Genomic DNA, 19,135 nt, shown 5'->3' with positions numbered 1-19,135 from the left:
TTCTAAGCTTCAGATCCAGGACAGGTTATCAACTGGAAGGTCGTTGCATGGAAGTCATACGCTCAAAAGAGTTCACTGCCGCCACAGCGTGGGGCGCACGCGGCATCGCCAACATGAATGGCATCACAACGCGATTGCACTGGACGGACCAGCCCTACCGATGGCACGTCAATGACGGAGAAGAAGTTTTTGTCGTGCTGGACGGCCGGGTGGAAATGCACTACCGCGATGCCGATGGCGTGCCCGAGTTGGCCGTACTTGAAGTGGGCGACATATTCTTCGCAAGTGCCGGCACGGTTCATGTGGCCAAACCCATTGGCACTGCGCGCGTACTGGTTGTGGAGGCTGAAGGCAGCGACTGACAGGGCCCGCCCCGAACGCGCGGGGAGAGCTGCATGACGAACTAACTCAAGTGGTCCAGTGTGCTCACCAGCTCTTCGCTGTCGACGGGTTTGACAAAATGAAAGTCAAACCCTGCTGCCCGTGAAAGCACCTTGTCATGCTCCTGTCCATAGCCGGTCAATGCGATCAGGGCGGGCGAGGCATCTTTGGGCATTGCCTTGATCCGCCTTGCCAGCTCATAGCCATTGATGTCGGGAAGCCCGATATCCAGAATCAAGGCATCAAAGGAATGGGTGGTGTAAGCGGTGAGGGCGGCGTTTGCGTCGTTGACCACGATCACCTGGTGGCCCACGGCCTCCAGAAAATCGCCCAGTGTTTGGGCGGCGTCCGCGTTGTCATCAACCACCAGCAAACTCAGTGGCCTTCCGCCTTGTTCATTGGGCGCGACGGATTGCGCCCCAGGCGATGCCGGAGCGGCAATGCGCGGAAGGGTCAGCGTGAAGGTGCTGCCTTTGCCCAGGCCCGCACTCGTCGCCGCCACGTCGCCGGAATGCAGAGCCATCAAACTTTTGACCAGGGACAAGCCAAGCCCCAACCCGCCCTGGGACCGGTCCGGCGTGCGCTCTCCCTGTGCAAACAGGTCAAACACGTGCGGCAGAAATTCTTCAGCGATCCCGGTGCCGTTGTCTGTGACGCTTAGCCTCACCTTGCCGCCTTCGACCGTTGCTGTCAGGTCGACTTCTCCGCCCTGCGGGGTGTACTTCGCAGCATTGTTGAGCAAATTGGCCAGGATCTGAACAAGCCGCGTTCGGTCGCCCATGACAAATGAAGGTTCGGCCGTCAGTTGAACCGTCAGCGTGTGATGCCGGCTCTCAATAAGGGGGCGAATCTGCTCTACAGCGCTATGCACTACCGCTTTGACATCCACAGCCTCTGGATGCAGGCTGACCAGGCCCCGGGTAACCCGGGAAACATCAAGCAGGTCATCGACAAGGCTGGTCATGTGATTGACCTGCCTCGTGATAATTTCGCTGGATCGCCTGACCCGGTCTTCGCTGACACCGGCGCGCAGCAGCAATTGAGCTGCGGTGCTGATGGGGGCCAGGGGATTTCTGAGTTCATGGGCCAGCATGGCAAGGAACTCATCCTTTCGCCGGTTGGCAAGTGTGAGGTTGTCTTCAGCGCGGACCCGCTCGCTGACGTCGATACAGATGCCCCGCACCACATTAAAACTGCCGTCACCCTTGATAACCTTGCCGCGGAAGTCGATCCATATCAGGGCGCCGTTGTCGGGGCGAATCATGCGAACGACTCTTCGGAATTGACCTAGTTGAGGCACGGCGGCCTCTACTTCTGTACGCAGCGATGGAAGGTCGTCAGGATGAACCCGGCTAAAGGCCTCAGTGGCCGTGTCCCATGATTCCCCAAAGAGGACGGGCGCATTGACAGAGAACTCGATGCGGTCAGTCTCCAGATCCCATTCCCACACTGCCAGTTGTCCGGCTGACAGGCCTTCCTGCAGCCGTTCCTCCGAGTTGCGCAGCGCCTGCTCGGCCTCGCGCAGTGGCGAGACATCCGTGTTCGAACCAAACCACTGGGTGATACGGCCGGAGGCATCCCGCAAGGGCGACACCAAGGTGAAAAACGGCCGAAATTTCCCGTCGGCGCCCAGCAACGGAAATGTCATCTGAAATGTTTCGCCGGTCGCTATGGATTCTTTCCACCTCTCGGTCACCGCATCCACTGCATCCGGATGGTGGACGCTTTGCCAACCCCATCCTTCCAGGTCCTCAAAACGTTTGCCGGTGTATTCGTACCATCTGTCGTTGTACCAATGAATGTGCCCGTCGGGATTAGCCATCCATGCCAGTTGCGGGATGGTATTGGCGAGCAAATGGAGGCGACGCTCGCTTTCCATCAGTGTCCTGGTGCTGAGTACCTTGTCGGTGATGTCCCGAAACAAGACAGCGATGCCATCCCCGGTTGGATAGGCATGCACATCAAACCATACATCTCTGCCATCCACTGGATAACGCTGCTCCAGGGCGATTGCAACGCGCTCATTCATGACGCGCTTGTAAGCCTTGCCAGATTCAAGGTTCTCGGTGTCCGGCCAGGCATCCCAGTGAATCTTTCCTACAACGTCTGAAGGATGCCGGTAACCGGTGATGCGCAAACCCTCCGTGTTGATTTGAAGAACCCGGAAATTTCGGTCCATCACAATCAGGCCCTCGCCAATGGACTCCAGAAGTTGGCGGCTCCAGTCCTGTTCGCGGCGAAGTTCGCTTTCAACCGCGGCGCGTTCTATCAGCGGCCCGATATAACTTACGCAAATATCAAGAAGCCGCGCTTCCCGGGCATCCAAACGTCGCGCATCCTCGAGGTAGACCGACAGAACCCCCAATGGGTCGCCGTTTGACTTGGAAATAGGGGTGCTGATTACGGCGCGGATTTTTTCCTGGCGCGCAAACTCCCGGTACTTTGCATACAGCGGGTCGGTTTCCGTGTCGGCAACTACCACCTGACGCCGATCCTGATAGGCCAGCCCACAAGCTCCGTCACCTATCGCGATGCAGGCAAGCTGCGCCAGGCTTGGCTCACTGAGGCCAAGACTGGTCTGTGTAACCAGGCCGTTTTGCATGCCGTCGTAGAGCGAGACAATCCCCTTCTCACATCGCACAAAGTCGGCAACGGCTTTGAGCACCAGGGACAGTTGTTCATGCACCGTGGTTGAGCGAAGGATTTTTTGGCTTAAAGCATGAAGTTGCTGCCAGTCGACCACTTGCTGCTGCAGTTCGTCCTGCATCTGTTGTATGGAGTCCTGCATGGGTTCCCGGGTGGCTGGTGCAAGATCGTCCAATTGCGTCGGACCTGGCGGTAATGTGGATGCCGGCTTGCAGTTGAGCTTGCCGGGTTATCAATTCTTATAGCATGCGAAACGGCGCGCAAAAGTAAGACGTCATCCAGAAAACATATGGTGACATTCGCAAATAGGGAGGTGATTACATCCGCAGCACAGCTGCATACCCCGTCATCTCCAGATAGCCCCGCCCGACGCGTTTGCCATTGCTGTCTATCAGTTCGCTCAGGCCCTCCCAATAGATGGCGCCGGTGGACTGGCGGCTGTCCAGCTCCTGATTGTCGATGACGGCGCGCACGGTGTAGAAGTCTGCCGGGGTGCGGACTATCCATTCAACCGGGTAACTGGCTTTGCTCAGCGGGCTTTTCCAGCGGCGTTGCGGACTAAAGACAACTTCGCCCCGGCTGAAGGAGTACGCCTCGCCTTTGGCCGGGCGGAAAGAGCCGCCGTCCCAGATGGCATTGCCTTCTTTGTCGCGCAGGCGGAAGGCGGTGAGGGCGCTGCCGTCGTCCAGGTTCATGCCTATCCAGTCCCAGCCTACCGCGCTGGGGTGCAGCACCTCCTGGCTCCACTCGTGATCCAGCCAGGCTTTGCCGGTCACCTCAAATGTCTGGTTTTTGATCTGCAGCGTGCCGCGTGTGGCCAGCTGCGGGAGGCTGTAGTAATAGCTGGCCTGTTTCACGTCAGGCCCCTTGCGGGACAGGCCCCTGTTTCCCTGCAGCAGCACAGGCTGGGTGTCGGTCAATTGCAGTTTGAGCGCAAAGTCGGTGGCGGGCAGGTTGGCGCTGTGTGTGTTGCCATTGCTTTGCAGTGTCCAGTCGCGCAGCTTGATGGACATGCCTTGCGGACTGGCGGTGGCAATGTCAAACCCTTCACGCGCGATGCGCTGGTCGTGCCAAAGTTTGTTGCCTTGCACGTCCGTGATGGCCGCGTGGGCAAAAATCAGTTGCCGTGCTGCAAACTTTGAAGCCATGCCCTGCGCGGCTTCAACGCGTGATCGAAAAAAAGTGAGCTGAAAACCAAACTCCCGCGCCCCGGATGTTGCGTGGCCCGTGATGTACCACCACTCGGTTTTGAAGTCGGGGTGCGAACCGAAGTCGCGGGGAAACTGCAGCACCTTGGGTGGCAAGGCATAGGCTGGTCCTGCTTCGGCCAGACCCATCAGCCCGGCCGCCAGCAAAAAATGGCGCCTTGGCAGACCTGAAATTACAGGGAGAGGGGGCATGTAACGATTCTCGCAGCATGGCGGTCAGTGGCCTGTAACGTTGAAACGGGAGGCGAGGAGCGCGGGAGACGGGGTGCGATGCAAGGCGCAAAGCACAGCGATGCCTCAGGCATCGCGCGCATTTGTAACGCCGCAGCGTGCCCTGTATCGCGCGGGCAGCGACTTCCGGCTTTAGCGTTACAGGTCACCAGTTGCATGTACAGGAAGGAAAGCCTATCCTGCGAAATATCGAGGCTGCAGGAGATGCTCCATGTACAAACAAATTGTTCTGGCTTACGACGGATCCAAATCCGGGCAAAAGGCACTGCTCGACTGCCGGGAGATCGCGCAGTGGAGCCAGGCATCCCTGACCCTGATCGCAGTGACGCCGCTGTATATGGATCTGGTGGGTGTGGAGGGCGGCGTGTATGACAGGGGGCTTGCCGAGCACGAGAAAGAAAAGTACAAGTCCATTCTGGACGAGGGTCTGCGTCAGCTCGCGGAGTCAGGTCATACCGCGCGGGGTGAGGTACTGATCGGCGAAACCGTCGATGAGATCACGAAGTACGCGCGCAAGATCGACGCAGATCTGATTGTGGTGGGTCATCGGCATCTGGATAGCTGGGCAGCGCGCTGGTGGCGCGGCTCGGTCTCCAAATCGTTGATTGAAAATGCCGCCTGTAATGTGCTGGTGGTGATCACCCGCTAGTCTTTACGCCGTTCGGGCTGAGCCTGTCGAAGCCTGCCCCGAGCAAGAACGGAGGACCTCTTCGACGAGTTCAGGGCGAACGGGAAAAAATCCGGTCAAACCCGGTCCTTGCGCCACGCAGCTGGCGCATCCATCAGCGCCCGGATGTCGCCCCGGCCAATACCCAGGTCATTCAACTCCCCGCTGCTCATCTGCGCAAGCTCAGCCCGGTCCCGTCTGCGGCGGCTTGGCTCCCGGTATTGCGCGGCAATGCTGCGCAGTTGCGCCAGCAGTGGCTGACTCACGCGCTGCAGCACAAATGCTGGCAGTTCGCTCATGAAAACAATCGGCATCCGTAACACCATGGCAGTACTCCTTGAGGCTGGAAGTACCTGATGATGCTGTTGATCGTGGTATTGTGGAAGTTGAATTTGCTGATGCTAACTATCATGAAAACCTATGCGTGAACTCAGTCTTGACCAACTCCGGACCCTGGTTGCCATTACCGACCTGGGCACATTTTCCGCAGCAGCGCAGGCATTGCATCTGGCGCAGCCTACGGTGAGCCTGCATGTCAGCGAGCTGGAAGCCCGGCTCGGCGCGCCGCTGATTCTTCGGGGCGCCCGCAAGGCCCAGCCCACCGCTGCAGGCGCAGTGCTGGTGCAGCGCGCGCGGCGGCTGCTGCGTGATGCGGACGACGCGGTGGATGCGGTGCAGCGCCATGTCGAGGGACGGGTGGGCAGGGTGCGGCTGGGCAGCTCCACCGGTGTGCTCGTGTATTTGCTGCCGCAAGTGCTCAAGGCCATGGAGCGAACCCATCCCGAGATTGATGTGGAGGTCAGCATCCTCGGCTCCAGCGACGCCATGGAAAAACTCGCTCAAGGTTTGCTGGATGTGGGCCTTGTGGCCTCGCTGCAGCCGCCCAGAGCGGGCATCGTGCTGAGTCATTGGCGAAGTGACCCGATGATGGCGTTTGTTCCCAGCCAATGGACGGTGCCTAAACGCATCACGCCGCAATGGCTGGCGGCGCGGCCGTTGATTTTTAACGACGCCACCACCCAGCTCTACCGCCAGACCATGGAGTGGTTTGCCAGCGCAGGACTCACGCCCCGGGCGCGTGTGGAGCTAAATTACAACGAGGCGATGAAGAGTCTGGTGGCTGCGGGATACGGCGCGACGGTGTTGCCGCTGGAGCACAGCAACGAGGCGTCCGTTCACCAGGGGCTGAAGGTTGTGCCGCTCAAACCCGCACTCACGCGGCACACGGCTGTGGTGCACCGGCCCCTGGAAGCTGTGGATGGTGCAACGCGCAACCTGCTGTTAACGCTGGCGCAGTTTCGGCAAGCTTGAGTGTCTTTGTCGTTGCGGGCTCGAAAGCCATTGCAGTAGTTCGTGCGGCATGGATCCCGGATCGAGTCCGGGATGACAGTTCAGGTCAACGCGCTTACCAGTCCTCTTTGACCGCCAGTACCGCATCCCGGCCTGCTGCCGCACGCCCGGCTAGCCAGGCCGTGACCGTGCCGGCCACCACCACGGCCGCACACAGCGCAAGAAGCCGCAGCCACGGCAGGGCGAGGTCCATGGTCCAGTGAAAGCTTTGCGGGTTGACCACATGCACCAGCACCAGCGAGACGGCCAGGCCCAATGCCAGCCCGGCCACCGCACCGGCCAGCGTCCATGCCGCCCCTTCACCGGCCACCAGCAACAGGATTTGACGGCGCGTTAAACCCAGGTGGGCCAGCAAGCCAAACTCTTTGCGCCTGGCCAGAACCTGCGCGCTAAAGCTTGCTGCCACGCCGAACAGGCCAATGGCAATGGCCACGCCTTGCAGCCAGTAGGTAACGGCGAAGCTGCGGTCAAAAATGCGCAGCGATAGCGCGCGTATCTGGCGGCTGGAGGCAAATTCGATCAGCTCGCCTGCGCCGCTTTCGGCTTGTGCCAACTGGCGCACTGCAGCCTGCAACTGCGAATCGTCAGCGCCGGGCGTGACCCAAAGCGCCAGATCGTTCACCCGCGTGTCACCGCTCAGCCGCTCAAAGTCCTTGCTGTCCATGGCAATGGCGCCAAATTGATGTGCATAGTCGCGCCAGACGCCCGCCACGTAAAACGTCTGCCCCGGTTGCGCTACTGGTTTGATAGCAGTCTGCGCCCGCCCCTCCTGGGCCAGGTGACTAAAAGATTCAGAAAGTGGTTTGAACACGGCCCCAGCGCGTGCGCCATACAAATCCACCACGGCTTCGCTGACATAAATCGCCACATGACCGGGCGGCACTGGTAGCGCCGGTGCCAGCAGCGGCAGTGCCCGAGCGGGGTCGGTCAACTCGCGCGACTGCAACGAGACGGCGGGCTGGTCTGCATCCAGCTGCAATGGGGTGGTGCGCAGGGTTGCGACACGCGTCACACCGGATAGCCCCGACACGGCCTGCGCAAAACCCGGGGTGAAGTACACCGTGTCACTGGCCGCATTGGCGCTGCCTGTGCGCACATAAATATCGGCGGGTAACACCGCGTCCAGCCAGTTCGTGACTGAGTCACGAAAACTGGCCACCATCACTGTCAGTGCGACAGCCAGACTCAGCGATGCCACCACACCGCTGACCGCCACAGCGGCGCTGCCGCGCACCCGGCGCGCCCGCTCGACGGCCAGCAAAGGTAATAGCCGCTTCGATACCCTCGGGCTGATGCGGTTGTACAAAAGCGCAATCAGCCAGGGCAGGGCGCTGATACCACCCACCAGCAGCAGCCCGACAGAAAAATATGCCGCCAGCGGAATACCAAATACAGGCGGCATAAAAGCCAGCAGCACGGCCGCAAGAATCAGTAGGAGGCTGTGGCCGGGCGCGGGCCCGCCGTCGGTAGCAGTACCCAAACCTTTGAGCGTTTGTGCCGGGGGCAGCTTTTGCGCCGCTCGTGCAGGCCACCAGCCGCCCACCAGTGCAGCCGCCACACCCAGCAGGCCATACACCAACGCGGCGACGCCGTCCCACTGCAAGGCAGGCGCCACACCGGAGAAGTAGCCACCACCCAGATCGCCACCCAGCACGCGCAAGGCAAGCGCAGCCAACGCCGTGCCCAGTGCAACGCCCGCGACACTGCCCACCAATCCGAGGAGGGCCGACTCCCAAAGCACCAGGCGCAGCCGTTCGCGGCCGGTCAAACCCAGCACACCCAGCAGTGCAAATTGCGGCGCGCGTTTGGCCACGCTGAGGGACAGCACCGAGAAAACCAGAAAAGCGCCCGTGAACAACGCCACCAACGCCAGCACGGTGAGGTTGACGCGGTAAGCCCGCGAGAGATTGTTGACGCGTTGTGCCGCGTCGCCAGGCTCGTTGGCGCTGATGCCTGGCGGCAATTGGAGCGAAGTGATGAAGGCCGCGCGATCGCTCCCGGGGCGCAGCCGCAAATCGATGCGCGAGAGCTGGCCTGCGCGGCCAAACAAATCCTGCGCTGCGCCTATGTCCATCACGGCCAGCGCTGCGCCGCCCGCGCTGACACTGCCGCTTTTGGTGACGTCCAGCAAACTCAGGCCGCTTTGCAACTGAAAGCCACCTCCCCCCAGGCTTTGCCGCGCGGCCGGGTTGAGAAACACCGAGTCCGGCGTAAACAGGGCAAAGCGGTCCGCGCCCGCTGCAGGTACCGGCATGAGCGCTGGCGCCACCGCGGCCACCACGAGCGCATCCACCCCGACCACGCGCAGCGGTACACGCTTGCCCGTGGTCGTCATGGCATAGGTGGCAAGCTCCAGCACCGGGCTGGCCGCAGCCACCGCCGGGTGGTTGGCAACTGTGCTGTAAAGCGTTTCGTCAAAGCCGCCGCGCGCGGCCCGCAACTCCAGATCCGGCTGGCCGCCGGTTGATCGCACAGCTTGCGAAAACTCGCTGAGCGCTGACGCATTGATGAGCTGCACCGAAAACGCCAGCGCCACACCCAGCATCACCGCCACCACGGCGGCGGCATTGCGCCAGCGGTGGTGCAGCAGCTCCTGCCAGGAAAAAGTGCGCAACAGCCGCAGCAGGGTGGCCATGAGGTTCAGACCGTAATGCCGCTGTTGCTCAGGTGAAGCACCCGGTCTGCGCGTGAAGCTGCTGCTTCAGAGTGCGTCACCAGCACCAGCGAGGCGCCATGCTCGCGCGTCTGCGCAATCAGCGCGTCCATCACGGTGGCCGCTGTTGTGGGGTCCAGGTTGCCGGTGGGTTCGTCGGCCAGCAGCAGGCTGGGCTTGTGCACCAGCGCGCGGGCAATCGCCACGCGCTGAAGCTGTCCGCCCGACAGTTGCTGCGGCAGTCGCGCGCCCAGACCTTGCAGCCCGACTGCGGCCAGCATCTTCTCGACCCGGGCATCGTCGTGCTGGTTCAGCAGCAACAAGGGCAGGGCGACGTTTTGCGCAACGTCCAGGTGCGGAAGCACATGAAAGGCCTGGAAAACAAAGCCCACTTTTTCGCGACGCAAAAGCGCACGCTGGTCATCGCTCATTGCGCCAAGGTCAGCTCCCGCCAGCGTCACCGAGCCCGTGTCCCAACTGTCAAGACCGGCCATGCAGTTGAGCAGGGTCGACTTGCCGACCCCGGATTCGCCCACGATGGCGACGAACTCACCGGGTGCAACTTCCAGCGACACGTTTTGGAAGACAGCGAAGTTGCCGTAGTGCTTGCTCAGGTTGTGGACGATCAGGCTCATGGGAAGAAGCCCGGCGTTGAATTTGTCATTGCGGACATGATCCGCAATCCATGCTGCGTAAGCTCCTGACATGGTTCATGCGGCATGGATCCCGGATCACGTCCGGGATGACAGGCGGGGAATTTTTGCGAATTCAAGACACCTCCAGCGTGGCCACGCGATCAAGTACCTGCTGCACGGCATCAGGCGCGTCACACGCCACCACCTGGCGATTGGGCATGGAGCGCAACCAGGTGATTTGCCGCTTGGCAAGTTGGCGGGTGGCAAAAATACACTTGTCGCGCAGTTCTGCCATGGGGAATGTGCCGTCGAGCGCTTCCCAAGCCTGGCGGTAGCCGACGCAGCGCATCGATGGCAAATCAGGGTGCAGGTCGCCCCGCGCGCGCAAGGCTTTGACTTCGTCCATAAAACCTGCCGCCAGCATGGCGTCAAAGCGCTGGGCAATCCGCTCGTGCAACCAGCTTCTGTCCTGAGGTTCAAGGCAAATAAGCACTTCTGCCCTTGTTTGGCGGGCGCTTCCAGCTATTGTTTTTGTAGCGTTTTGCTGGTGAAAGAATGACAGCGGCTTGCCCGACACTCGGAAAACTTCAAGCGCGCGTGATATGCGCTGCGAATCGTTGGGCGAGAGCCGCGCTGCGGTGATGGCATCAACGGTCGCGAGCTCTGCATGCAGCGCGGGCCAGCCTTTCAGCGCAGCTTCTACTTCCAGCTCGGCACGAATCGCCGGGTCCGCTTTTGGCATGTCGTCCAGACCATCAAGCAGCGCCTTGAAGTACAGCATGGTGCCGCCCACCAGCAGAGGCAGCTTGCCGCGCGCGGCGATGTCCCCAATCAGGCGGCCGGCATCAGCCACAAACTCGGCTGCGCTGTAGGCGTGCAGCGGGTCGCGGATGTTGATCAGGTGATGGGGAACACTGGCCAGCTCTTGCGCGGTGGGTTTGGCCGTGCCGATGTCCATGCCGCGGTAGACCAGGGCCGAATCGACGCTGATGATTTCCACCGCGTGCTGCTTGGCAATTGCAAAAGCTGCCGCCGTCTTGCCAGACGCGGTCGGCCCGGCCAACCCAATCCAGCGCGAGTTCGTCATGGCTTTGCGGCCGGGTCACCGTACTTGCGCACCAGCGTCCATGCAGTCAGAGCCACACACACGCTCCAGAACAACACGCCGTTGGTGAGCGGAAACACGGTTCCATCCATGTGCGTGCCCAGCCAGCCGCCCATGGCAAAGGCGGTCAGCATCATCAAAAACCCATTCAGCGCAGATGCCGCGCCCGCCGAGCCCGGGAATGGACCCACCGCACCGCTTTGGCTGCAGGGCTGATTAACCCCGTGTGCGATCATGAACAGCAGGTAGGGGAGCAAGACCGCCCACACGGTGTGGACCCCCGCCCAGGCCAGCGCGGTCATCAAAACACCACCGCTCAGGGACAGACCGCCCGCGATGGCCAGCGAGCGCCTTATGCCAAAACGCGGCAACAACCACCGGCACAAAAAAGTACCCGACACATAAAAGACACACATGCAAAACATCACCAGGCCGTACTGGGTTTTGCTTAAGTGCAGCACCTGAATAAACACGAAAGACGACGCCGCCAGAAAAGTAAACAGTCCACCATATGAAGCCATCGAGAGCGCAGAGAAGGCAATAAATGTCGGGTTCCGAACAATGGCCCACCAGTTACGAACCAAGGTGCGGGGCTGTAAAGCCTCGGGGTTTTTGTGCGCAATGGTTTCCTGAAAACGCAGCGCAATCACAAACAGTGTCGCGGCGCCAAAGATGGCCAGCATCAGCAAGGCCGCGCGCCAGCTGAACAGGTCCGACATCAACCCGCCCAGGGGTGCGCTCAGGCAGGCGATCACACCCAGGCCGCTCAGGCCTTTGGACATCACGCGGGCGCCCGGCACGGGTGTGTACAGGTCACGCACGATGGCACGCGCGCACATGACCGCAGCACCCATGGCAGCACCCTGAACAATGCGCCAGACGATCAGCATTGACATGGACGGCGCCATTGCGCTGCCGATGGCCGCGACCACATACGCGCCCAGACCCCACAGCAAAATCGGCCGGCGGCCAAAACGGTCCGACAGCGGACCCCAGAACAGCTGCGAGATGCCAAAGGCCAGCAGCAGAGCGCTGAGCGTGAGTTGCGCCTGACTCATGGGCGCACCAAAACCCTCGGTCAAGGCGGGCAGGGCAGGCAGGTACAGATCGGTGGTGACGGGCTGAATGCCCAGCAGCAGAGCCAGAACCAGCACCACAAGCGTGGCTGACATGGGGGGAGGAGCGGCGACCGCAGAGGCGGATGCTGGGGGAGTCGCAGACATTGAACTGAGAGTAGCAGATTGGTCTGTGCGGCGTTAAACCCCCGGTCGGTCGGGGTCGTTGCCAGATGGTTCAGACGCCGGCAGGAAGTAGCAGCCGATCCAGGCCGGTGATTTTTGCGTGTTGCAGCAGCATGATGGTTTTGGCGTCTTCGATGGCGCCGCTGCGAACCATGCTCAGCGCCTCGTCCAATGGCAGCTCGATCACCTCGATGTCTTCACCCTCTGGCGCCAAGCCACCGCCTTCTGCGGAGCGGTCCGAGGCTTCGTACGGAGCCACAAAGAAATGCAGCTTTTCAGTGACCGAACCCGGGCTCATGTAGGCCTCAAACACTTTGTGAGGTTTTTGAATCTGGAAGCCGGTTTCTTCTGCCGCTTCGCGCCGGATGCAGGTCTCGGGATCGTCGCCATCGAGCAAGCCTGCGCAGGCCTCAATCAACATGCCGTCGGTGCACCCGTTGACCCAGGCCGGCAGGCGGAACTGGCGTGTCAGCACCACAGTTTGCCGCCTGGCGTTGAACAGCAACAAGGTTGCGCCGTTGCCGCGGTCGTAAACCTCGCGTGTCTGCGTTTGCCAATCACCGCCGCGCCGCCGCAGCTCGATGGTGAGTTTACGCAGGACGTACCAGTGGTCGGAGAGGCGCTCATCGCCGAGTGCACGCACGTGTTCCGCGGGCGGTGGAATTGAAAAAGAAGGGCGCATGGAGAAAACCTGCTTCGTGTAATATCGTGCATTATCGTTAGTAAACGTGCAATATTGCAAGGGCGCGAGTTAGAAATAGACATGGAAATGGAGTTGAACCTTAATGCTGCCCAGCCAACGCAGAAACCTGCTGCTCACGCGCCTCGCACAAGATGGCCAACTAATTGCCACGGACCTCAGCGAGGAGCTGGGCACCTCGGAAGACACCATCCGGCGAGACCTTCGAGAACTGGCTCAGGCTGGCAAGCTCACGCGCGTGCATGGCGGAGCCTTGCCCGCCTCACCAGCCGATGGCGATGTGGGTACGCGCGAGCAGATTGCGCCGCGTGACAAACAAGGGATTGGCCGTGCCGCGGCAGCCATGGTCAGGCCCGGGCAGGTGGTCATCATCGACGGCGGAACCACAGCGCTGGAGATGGTCCGGCATCTGCCTGAAGATCTTCATGCCACGGTATTTACCCACAGCCCGGCGGTTGCCATTGCGCTGGCGCGCTGTCCGCACATCGTCATCCAGTTGATCGGCGGGCGGCTGTTCCGGCATTCCATGGTGACCATGGGCGCCGGGTTGATGGAGCAGCTCTCGGGCCTGCGGGTTGATGTGTTTTTTATGGGGGCGACCGGCCTACATGCGGGCGCAGGCGTGACGACGGGTGATGCTGAAGAAGCCGCCGTCAAGCGGGCGCTGCATCGCTGCGCCGCTGAAACCGTGTTGCTGGCGTCGGGCGAGAAGCTGGGCGCGGCCTCGGCCTGTCGCATCATGGCGCTGGCCGACGTGTCGGCGGTGGTGGTTCGTAAAGGCGCATCAACAGCCTGGATCCGCAGTGCCAAACGTGCCGGTGTGCGTGTGGTGCTGGCTGGCTGACTTGTTACTTCAGGCTGAACAGCTGCGCCAGCGCTTGCCGGTATTGAGCCTGGCCTATCGAGTTGGTGTTGTGGTGCGAGCCGCCTTCAACCAGCATGAACAGTTTGGGTTGCGCGGCGGCCTCATACAGCTTGCGACCGAGGCTGGGCGCGATCAGACGGTCTTCACCGCCATGCACCACCAGCAGGGGCGAGCCGATTTTGTCTACCTTGCGCACCGCCTCAAACCGCTGGGTGATCAGCAAGGAGACCGGGGCCCAGCCCCATTTTGTCGTGCCGATCACATCGGCAATCGAGGTGAAGGTGCCTTCAACAATCGTGCCGCTTTCATCCTTGACCTCGGTGGCCAGATGAATGGCAATTGGGCCGCCCAGCGAGTGCCCAAAGATATAGCGCGGTCGGTCAGGGTAGGTTTTGGCCAGCCAGTCCCAGGCCACCCGGGCGTCTTCATAAGCGCTTTCTTCCGAAGGCAGGGTTTGCGTGCTTTTGCCAAACCCCCGGTAGTCCACACCCAGCACTGCAAAGCCAAGCTCCTGCATGCGGCGCATGCGCGGGGCGGAGCCGGTGACGTTGTAGCGGGCGCCGTGCAGGTACAGCAGCACGGGTGCCCTCGGATTCTCCGCTGGTAGCCACAGGCCATGCAGCTGGGAGGGGGCATCGCCAGCCCTCGCATTGAAATCGATCCAAACATCCTTCATGCCTTCAGCCGCTGCAAGACCGCCGCCCCACGTTCGGTCGCTGGGCTGGAAGATCCAGGCGCGTTGCCGCTCATCGAGCGTGCTGCAGCCAGCCATGACGGAAATAACAAAGGCCAGCAGGGCGGCAGCGAGGAGGGTCCAGCGTTTCATAGGCTTGACTGAGTGGCAATCGGCGGGAAAGTTCGTTGCCTTATGCATGTTTGACCCAAGGAGGTGTACGTCCATGGCGTTATGGCAGGGGTAAGCACTTGCAACAGCTCTTCATCAAACCGTCACCTGCATGCACCATAGTGACTCACTCAACAACGGAGGAGTTTTATGTATTCATTACGCATTTTGGGGGCAGGTCTGGCCGTCGCCGGCATTTTGGGCCTCGCTGCCTGTGCAGCGGTGTCGCCCGCCCCATCCAGTCGCTATCCCACCCTGGACGGTAAAGCGCCACTGGTGATTGGTCACCGCGGCGCCAGCGGCTATTTGCCAGAACACACGATCGAGGCGTACAAGCGAGCCATCGAGCTCGGTGCGGACTTCATCGAGCCGGACGTTGTCGCGACCAAAGACAGTGAACTGGTGGTGCGGCATGAGCCCAACATCACGGCTACCACAGACGTTTCAACACGCCCGGAATTTGCCAGCCGCAAAACTACCCGCATGGTCGACGGCATTGCCGAGACAGGCTGGTTTACCACCGACATGACCTTGGCCGAGCTGAAAACTCTGCGCGCCAAGCAACCCATGGCCGAGCGCGACCAGTCGCACAACGGCAGGTACGCCGTGCCGACCCTGCGCGAAGTGCTGGACCTGGCGCGCAGCGAAAGTGCCCGGACAGGCCGCACGATCGGTGTCTATCCCGAAACCAAACACCCGACCTACCACGTGAACGCCGGGTTGATGCTGGAGGACCGCCTGCTCAGGCTGCTGGCCGAGTACGGCTACACCGCCAAAAACTCGCCCGTCATTGTTCAATCGTTTGAAGTGGGCAATCTCAAGTATCTGCGCAGCAAAACCCAGCTTAGGCTGGTGCAGCTGATTGATGGCGACGGTGTGGATGCCCAAGGCCGGGTCACGCTTGCGGCCCCTTCGGACAGGCCTTATGACTTTACGGTTGCCAAAGACAGCCGCTCATTCCCTGACTTGCTGACTCCCGCAGGCTTGCGCGAGGTGAAGACCTATGCCGACGGCATTGGCCCCTGGAAAGCCTATCTGGTTCCCGCCCGTCAGATTGACGCCAACAACGATGGCAAGCCTGACGACCTCAATGGCGACGGCGTGATTGACGAGCGTGACCGCGTGCAACTTCCGCCTACATCGGTGGTGCGGGATGCGCACGCCGCGGGTCTGTTTGTTCACCCCTTCACCTTCCGCAATGAAGCCAAGCGCCTGGCATCTGATTTCCGCGGTGATGCCGCAGCCGAGTACCGCAAGTATTTTGAGATGGGTGTGGATGGCGTGTTCAGTGACTTTCCGGACACCGCAGTTGCGGCGCGGGGTCGCTGAGAAGGCTTCCCGCTCGTGAGTGGCACGGCACTGCCGTGCTGACGCCGGCTATTGGATTGCTATCGAAAAAAGAGCACTGTCCGCCCGAATTTAAAGGGCAGACGGTGCTTTTTTCTTTGAGCGGCTGGTAGTGGGCGGTGTCGGAGTGGTGCGGGGCTTCCTGGATCGTTTGTCGGGTGGGGCTGTCTTGCTGTCCAGCAGCCACTGCGCCAGCTGCCTGGCCAGCACCTCACCGGGCGGGACCGGTACAGGCAAGCTGTCCAGCACAGCATGAATCGCCAGATGCGCCAGTCCATGAGCCAGACTCCAACCGGCCAGCGCCAGGGGCAGCGCTTCGGCGTGATTGACTTTTTCGGCGGCCTGCAGCAAGACCGCGAAGCTGGCTTGGCCGGCTTTTTGTAGTTCCGGGTAGGGCTCCTTTTGCGCCAGCAGCGGGCCAAACATGAGGCGAAACCGTGTGGGGTGCTTGATTGCAAAACTCACGTAAGCCTCGCAAATGCCAATCAGCTGATTGCGCGGCGTGGCTCCGCTGGCACTCGACATGGCGGCTGTCAGCCCTTCGAAGCCACGCTCTGCAATGGCAGCCAGCAAGGCCTCGCGGCTGCCAAAGTGGTGATAAGGCGCGCCATGCGACACGCCGGCCTCACGCGCCACTTCACGCAGGGTCAGGGCTTCTGCGCCGCGCGCTGGCAGCAGTTGTTCGGCCGCGTCGAGCAGGGCCTCGCTCAGATTGCCGTGGTGATAGGTTTTTGCGGTCATGGCTGCAATCTTGACATGAGAAAGTTTGCCCCGTATATTGCAATATCTTTCTTGTGTCTAGATCGTGCGTTCAACCCGCCGGAGTCCGCCATGTACCACTTCATCGTTTCCCAAAAGATCCGGCGTTCATTTGCAGATCTCAATGCCGGCCGCTACGAAGCCATCGTGGCGCAATTTGCCGGGCCGCACCGCCACCTGATGGTGGGGCAACACGCGCTGGCCGGTGAGCGGCACACGCCGGCCGCCACGGCGCGCTGGTACGCACGGTTGCAGCGTCTTCTGCCCGGCTTGCAGTTTCAGCTGGACTCCATCGCCGTGAGCGGCTGGCCCTGGGACACCCATGCACTGGTGAGCTGGAAAGACGGCTTTACCCTGCCTGACGGCTCACCCGGCAACAACCAGGGCGTACATGCGTTTCGAATTGCGTGGGGAAAGATCCGCTCGATGGAGGTTCACTGCGACACGGAGCGGTTGCGCAGCTATCTTGCGCGCATGCAGGCTCTGGGGCTGGACGAGGCGCACGCAGAGCCGATCACGGAATAAGCGGGCCGGGAGTGAGTTAGCGCCCCCGTAGAAACAGGCTATCCAGCTCTTTCACCGAGACCTGTCTCCAGGTGGGCCGGCCGTGGTTGCACTGGTCTGAACGCTCGGTCTCTTCCATCTGCCTTAACAGGCCATTCATTTCGTCAACGGTGAGTTTGCGGTTGGCGCGGACCGCGCCGTGGCAAGCCATGGTGGACAGCAACTCGTTTTGCGCGCGCTGAATCACGGTGCTTGCATCATGTTGTGCCAGCTCCGCCAATACGTTGCGTGCAAGCTCCACCGCATCTCCCTGCGCCAGGCTGGTGGGCACGGCGCGCACGGCCAGGGTGCGCGGCGAAAAGGGCGTGATCTCCATTCCCAAGGCCTGCAAGGTGTCGATGCTGGCTTCGGCGGTGGCCACTTCCTGCGGGGTAGCGGCAAAGGTGGCGGGGATCAGCAGGGGCTGGCTGCTCAGGGTGGCAGACGTGTCCAACTGGTTTTTCAGCCGCTCGTAAACAATGCGTTCGTGCGCGGCATGCATATCCACAATCACCAAACCTTGTGTGTTTTCCGCGAGGATGTAGATGCCCTGCAACTGGGCCAGCGCGCGGCCTAGTGGCCAGTCGCCCGACGGCAGAGCGGGTTTTTCCGTTCCGGCTGAGCCTGCCCTGGCCTCCATGGAGGCAAACCCTTCGACAAGCTCAGGGCGAACGGTGGAGAGGGAGGGGCTTGGCCACATGGCCTCAAAGTCGGACACCCGCGCGTCCTGCCGCTGGGGCTGAAATGCTCCGAAATTAATAGCAGGTTGCGCCCATGACGAAAGGGCGGACGGCTGATTTGATTCAAAGACCCCGGCGGGCGCGCCGTTTTGAGCGCGCTGAGCGTCGATCGCCGCTGCAGCAGCCCGCGGCGCCGCCAGGGCATTTTCAACAGCGTGCCGCACGGCCTGGTGCACCTCACGGCTGTCCCTGAAACGCACCTCAATTTTGGTGGGGTGCACGTTGACATCCACCCGCGTCGGGTCCATGGCAATGTACAACGCGTACACCGGCTGGCGATGGCCATGCAGTACGTCTTCATACGCACTGCGGGCAGCATGGGTGACCACCTTGTCGCGCACATAACGGCCATTGACATAGGCAAACTGCTGGTCGGCCCGGGACCGCGCGGCGTCCGGAATACCTGCGCGCCCGGTAATGTGTATTGCGCCAGAGCGGTAGTCCACCGCCACGCTGTGCGCCAGCAGCTCGGCCCCCAGGATGTCGGCCAGGCGCGCGTCGTGTGCCTTCTGTTCGGCGTTGGCTGCGCAGGCACGCCACTGCTCCACCAGCTTGCCCTCGTGCCAGATCGCGAAACCCACATCGGGGCGCACCAAAGCGTGACGGCGCACGGCCTCAACGCAATGCGCCAGCTCCGTCGCGTCGGTTTTTAAAAACTTGCGGCGGGCCGGCGTGGCGTAAAACAGTTCCCGCACCTCCACCGTGGTGCCACGGTTGCGCGCCACGGGTTTGAGCTCACCCGAGCGGCCATCAAGCTGCCAGGCGTGGGCCGCAGCGTCTTCGCCTTCGCTTTTTGACAGCAGGCTCATGTCGGCGATGGAATTGATGGCAGCCAGCGCCTCGCCCCGGAAACCCATTGTGCCGACAGATTCCAGGTCTTGCAGGGAGGTGATCTTGCTGGTGGCATGGCGCCTGAGGGCCACCGCCAGCTCATCACGCGGAATGCCAAAGCCATCGTCCTCGACAGCTATCAGCCGGACACCGCCGGCCAGCAGCCGCACGGTGATGTGCTGCGCGCCAGCGTCCAGTGCGTTGTCTACCAGCTCCCGAACCACAGAGGCTGGCCGCTCCACCACTTCACCAGCGGCAATCTGACTGACCAGCTCGTCGGGGAGTTCACGGATGGGGCGGCGGGCGGGGGAGTTGGTCATTGCCCGCGATTTTACGGGTAGGGGTTTTCGGTAAAGATGACTCGCTTCAGCACTTGCGCCTTCTGACCG

Annotated in this window: 17 protein-coding genes; 6 read left to right on the top strand and 11 right to left on the bottom strand. The window is 61.5% G+C overall.

From position 1 onward, the window contains the following. Positions 1-47: 47 nt before the first annotated feature. On the top strand, positions 48-362 hold the full coding sequence (locus tag VE934_RS11210) for a cupin domain-containing protein (protein ID WP_324887431.1): 315 nt from the start codon (positions 48-50) through the stop codon (positions 360-362). Between the two features lie 41 nt (positions 363-403). Here VE934_RS11210 and VE934_RS11205 read toward each other — a convergent pair whose 3' ends face one another. Next, a complete protein-coding gene (locus tag VE934_RS11205; RefSeq protein ID WP_324887429.1) occupies positions 404-3,202 on the bottom strand; it encodes a PAS domain S-box protein in 2,799 nt (932 codons plus the stop codon). A gap of 142 nt (positions 3,203-3,344) precedes the next feature. Next, on the bottom strand, positions 3,345-4,427 hold the full coding sequence (locus VE934_RS11200) for a lipocalin-like domain-containing protein (protein WP_324887427.1): 1,083 nt from the start codon (positions 4,425-4,427) through the stop codon (positions 3,345-3,347). Positions 4,428-4,677: 250 nt separating this feature from the next. Here VE934_RS11200 and VE934_RS11195 point away from each other — a divergent pair, with 250 nt between their 5' ends. Beyond that, positions 4,678-5,115 carry a universal stress protein gene (locus VE934_RS11195; RefSeq protein ID WP_324887425.1) on the top strand — a complete coding sequence of 146 codons (438 nt, stop codon included), beginning with the start codon at positions 4,678-4,680 and terminating at the stop codon, positions 5,113-5,115. 95 nt (positions 5,116-5,210) lie between these two features. Here the strand turns inward: VE934_RS11195 and VE934_RS11190 are convergent, their stop codons facing one another. Next, the gene (locus VE934_RS11190) at positions 5,211-5,459 is read right to left on the bottom strand and encodes a DUF1127 domain-containing protein (protein ID WP_324887423.1); all 249 of its coding nucleotides are present in this window, start codon (positions 5,457-5,459) and stop codon (positions 5,211-5,213) included. A 94-nt stretch (positions 5,460-5,553) separates the two neighbouring features. Here VE934_RS11190 and VE934_RS11185 point away from each other — a divergent pair, with 94 nt between their 5' ends. Continuing rightward, entirely contained in the window at positions 5,554-6,444 is an 891-nt protein-coding gene (locus tag VE934_RS11185; protein ID WP_324887421.1) for a LysR family transcriptional regulator, read from the top strand. A 94-nt stretch (positions 6,445-6,538) separates the two neighbouring features. Here VE934_RS11185 and VE934_RS11180 read toward each other — a convergent pair whose 3' ends face one another. The 5 genes from VE934_RS11180 to nudK all read right to left on the bottom strand — a co-directional run bounded on the left by VE934_RS11180 (position 6,539) and on the right by nudK (position 12,799). Beyond that, positions 6,539-9,118: an ABC transporter permease gene (locus VE934_RS11180; protein ID WP_324887418.1), complete on the bottom strand. Its 2,580-nt coding sequence runs from the start codon at positions 9,116-9,118 to the stop codon at positions 6,539-6,541. A gap of 5 nt (positions 9,119-9,123) precedes the next feature. Then, positions 9,124-9,771, bottom strand: a complete 648-nt coding sequence (locus tag VE934_RS11175; RefSeq protein ID WP_324887416.1) for an ABC transporter ATP-binding protein — start codon at positions 9,769-9,771, stop codon at positions 9,124-9,126. A gap of 133 nt (positions 9,772-9,904) precedes the next feature. After that, on the bottom strand, positions 9,905-10,858 hold the full coding sequence (gene miaA / locus VE934_RS11170) for a tRNA (adenosine(37)-N6)-dimethylallyltransferase MiaA (protein ID WP_324887414.1): 954 nt from the start codon (positions 10,856-10,858) through the stop codon (positions 9,905-9,907). Then, the gene (locus VE934_RS11165) at positions 10,855-12,048 is read right to left on the bottom strand and encodes a multidrug effflux MFS transporter (RefSeq protein ID WP_324887412.1); all 1,194 of its coding nucleotides are present in this window, start codon (positions 12,046-12,048) and stop codon (positions 10,855-10,857) included. Before VE934_RS11165 ends, miaA begins: the two co-directional genes overlap by 4 nt. A 121-nt stretch (positions 12,049-12,169) precedes the next feature. Next, positions 12,170-12,799: a GDP-mannose pyrophosphatase NudK gene (nudK, locus tag VE934_RS11160; RefSeq protein WP_324887410.1), complete on the bottom strand. Its 630-nt coding sequence runs from the start codon at positions 12,797-12,799 to the stop codon at positions 12,170-12,172. A 103-nt stretch (positions 12,800-12,902) separates the two neighbouring features. On the opposite strand from nudK, the gene VE934_RS11155 reads away from it, so the two are divergent. Next, positions 12,903-13,661, top strand: a complete 759-nt coding sequence (locus VE934_RS11155) for a DeoR/GlpR family DNA-binding transcription regulator (RefSeq protein ID WP_324887408.1) — start codon at positions 12,903-12,905, stop codon at positions 13,659-13,661. Between the two features lie 4 nt (positions 13,662-13,665). Here VE934_RS11155 and VE934_RS11150 read toward each other — a convergent pair whose 3' ends face one another. Next, positions 13,666-14,508 carry an alpha/beta hydrolase gene (locus VE934_RS11150; RefSeq protein WP_324887407.1) on the bottom strand — a complete coding sequence of 281 codons (843 nt, stop codon included), beginning with the start codon at positions 14,506-14,508 and terminating at the stop codon, positions 13,666-13,668. A gap of 168 nt (positions 14,509-14,676) precedes the next feature. Between VE934_RS11150 and VE934_RS11145 the strand changes: the two genes are divergently transcribed. Then, positions 14,677-15,855, top strand: a complete 1,179-nt coding sequence (locus tag VE934_RS11145; protein WP_324887405.1) for a glycerophosphodiester phosphodiesterase — start codon at positions 14,677-14,679, stop codon at positions 15,853-15,855. Between the two features lie 90 nt (positions 15,856-15,945). Here the strand turns inward: VE934_RS11145 and VE934_RS11140 are convergent, their stop codons facing one another. Further along, on the bottom strand, positions 15,946-16,614 hold the full coding sequence (locus VE934_RS11140; RefSeq protein WP_324887403.1) for a TetR/AcrR family transcriptional regulator: 669 nt from the start codon (positions 16,612-16,614) through the stop codon (positions 15,946-15,948). Between the two features lie 90 nt (positions 16,615-16,704). On the opposite strand from VE934_RS11140, the gene VE934_RS11135 reads away from it, so the two are divergent. Beyond that, on the top strand, positions 16,705-17,157 hold the full coding sequence (locus VE934_RS11135; RefSeq protein ID WP_324887401.1) for a nuclear transport factor 2 family protein: 453 nt from the start codon (positions 16,705-16,707) through the stop codon (positions 17,155-17,157). A 16-nt stretch (positions 17,158-17,173) separates the two neighbouring features. On the opposite strand, the gene mutL is transcribed toward VE934_RS11135, so the two are convergent. Then, on the bottom strand, positions 17,174-19,066 hold the full coding sequence (mutL, locus tag VE934_RS11130; RefSeq protein WP_324887399.1) for a DNA mismatch repair endonuclease MutL: 1,893 nt from the start codon (positions 19,064-19,066) through the stop codon (positions 17,174-17,176). Positions 19,067-19,135: the final 69 nt, after the last annotated feature.

This window comes from Polaromonas sp., assembly GCF_035638815.1.
GTDB lineage: Bacteria > Pseudomonadota > Gammaproteobacteria > Burkholderiales > Burkholderiaceae_C > Polaromonas.
This window is presented reverse-complemented; position numbering and strand designations above follow the sequence as displayed.

Coding starts and splice junctions, on each gene's coding strand:
- VE934_RS11185 (WP_324887421.1), top strand. CDS start 5,554: ATGCGTGAACTCAGTCTTGACCAACTCCGGACCCTGGTTGCCATTACC.
- miaA (WP_324887414.1), bottom strand. CDS start 10,858: ATGACGAACTCGCGCTGGATTGGGTTGGCCGGGCCGACCGCGTCTGGC.
- VE934_RS11180 (WP_324887418.1), bottom strand. CDS start 9,118: ATGGCCACCCTGCTGCGGCTGTTGCGCACTTTTTCCTGGCAGGAGCTG.
- nudK (WP_324887410.1), bottom strand. CDS start 12,799: ATGCGCCCTTCTTTTTCAATTCCACCGCCCGCGGAACACGTGCGTGCA.
- VE934_RS11155 (WP_324887408.1), top strand. CDS start 12,903: ATGCTGCCCAGCCAACGCAGAAACCTGCTGCTCACGCGCCTCGCACAA.
- VE934_RS11200 (WP_324887427.1), bottom strand. CDS start 4,427: ATGCCCCCTCTCCCTGTAATTTCAGGTCTGCCAAGGCGCCATTTTTTG.
- VE934_RS11190 (WP_324887423.1), bottom strand. CDS start 5,459: ATGGTGTTACGGATGCCGATTGTTTTCATGAGCGAACTGCCAGCATTT.
- VE934_RS11165 (WP_324887412.1), bottom strand. CDS start 12,048: ATGTCAGCCACGCTTGTGGTGCTGGTTCTGGCTCTGCTGCTGGGCATT.
- mutL (WP_324887399.1), bottom strand. CDS start 19,066: ATGACCAACTCCCCCGCCCGCCGCCCCATCCGTGAACTCCCCGACGAG.
- VE934_RS11175 (WP_324887416.1), bottom strand. CDS start 9,771: ATGAGCCTGATCGTCCACAACCTGAGCAAGCACTACGGCAACTTCGCT.
- VE934_RS11195 (WP_324887425.1), top strand. CDS start 4,678: ATGTACAAACAAATTGTTCTGGCTTACGACGGATCCAAATCCGGGCAA.
- VE934_RS11150 (WP_324887407.1), bottom strand. CDS start 14,508: ATGAAACGCTGGACCCTCCTCGCTGCCGCCCTGCTGGCCTTTGTTATT.
- VE934_RS11210 (WP_324887431.1), top strand. CDS start 48: ATGGAAGTCATACGCTCAAAAGAGTTCACTGCCGCCACAGCGTGGGGC.
- VE934_RS11135 (WP_324887401.1), top strand. CDS start 16,705: ATGTACCACTTCATCGTTTCCCAAAAGATCCGGCGTTCATTTGCAGAT.
- VE934_RS11140 (WP_324887403.1), bottom strand. CDS start 16,614: ATGACCGCAAAAACCTATCACCACGGCAATCTGAGCGAGGCCCTGCTC.
- VE934_RS11145 (WP_324887405.1), top strand. CDS start 14,677: ATGTATTCATTACGCATTTTGGGGGCAGGTCTGGCCGTCGCCGGCATT.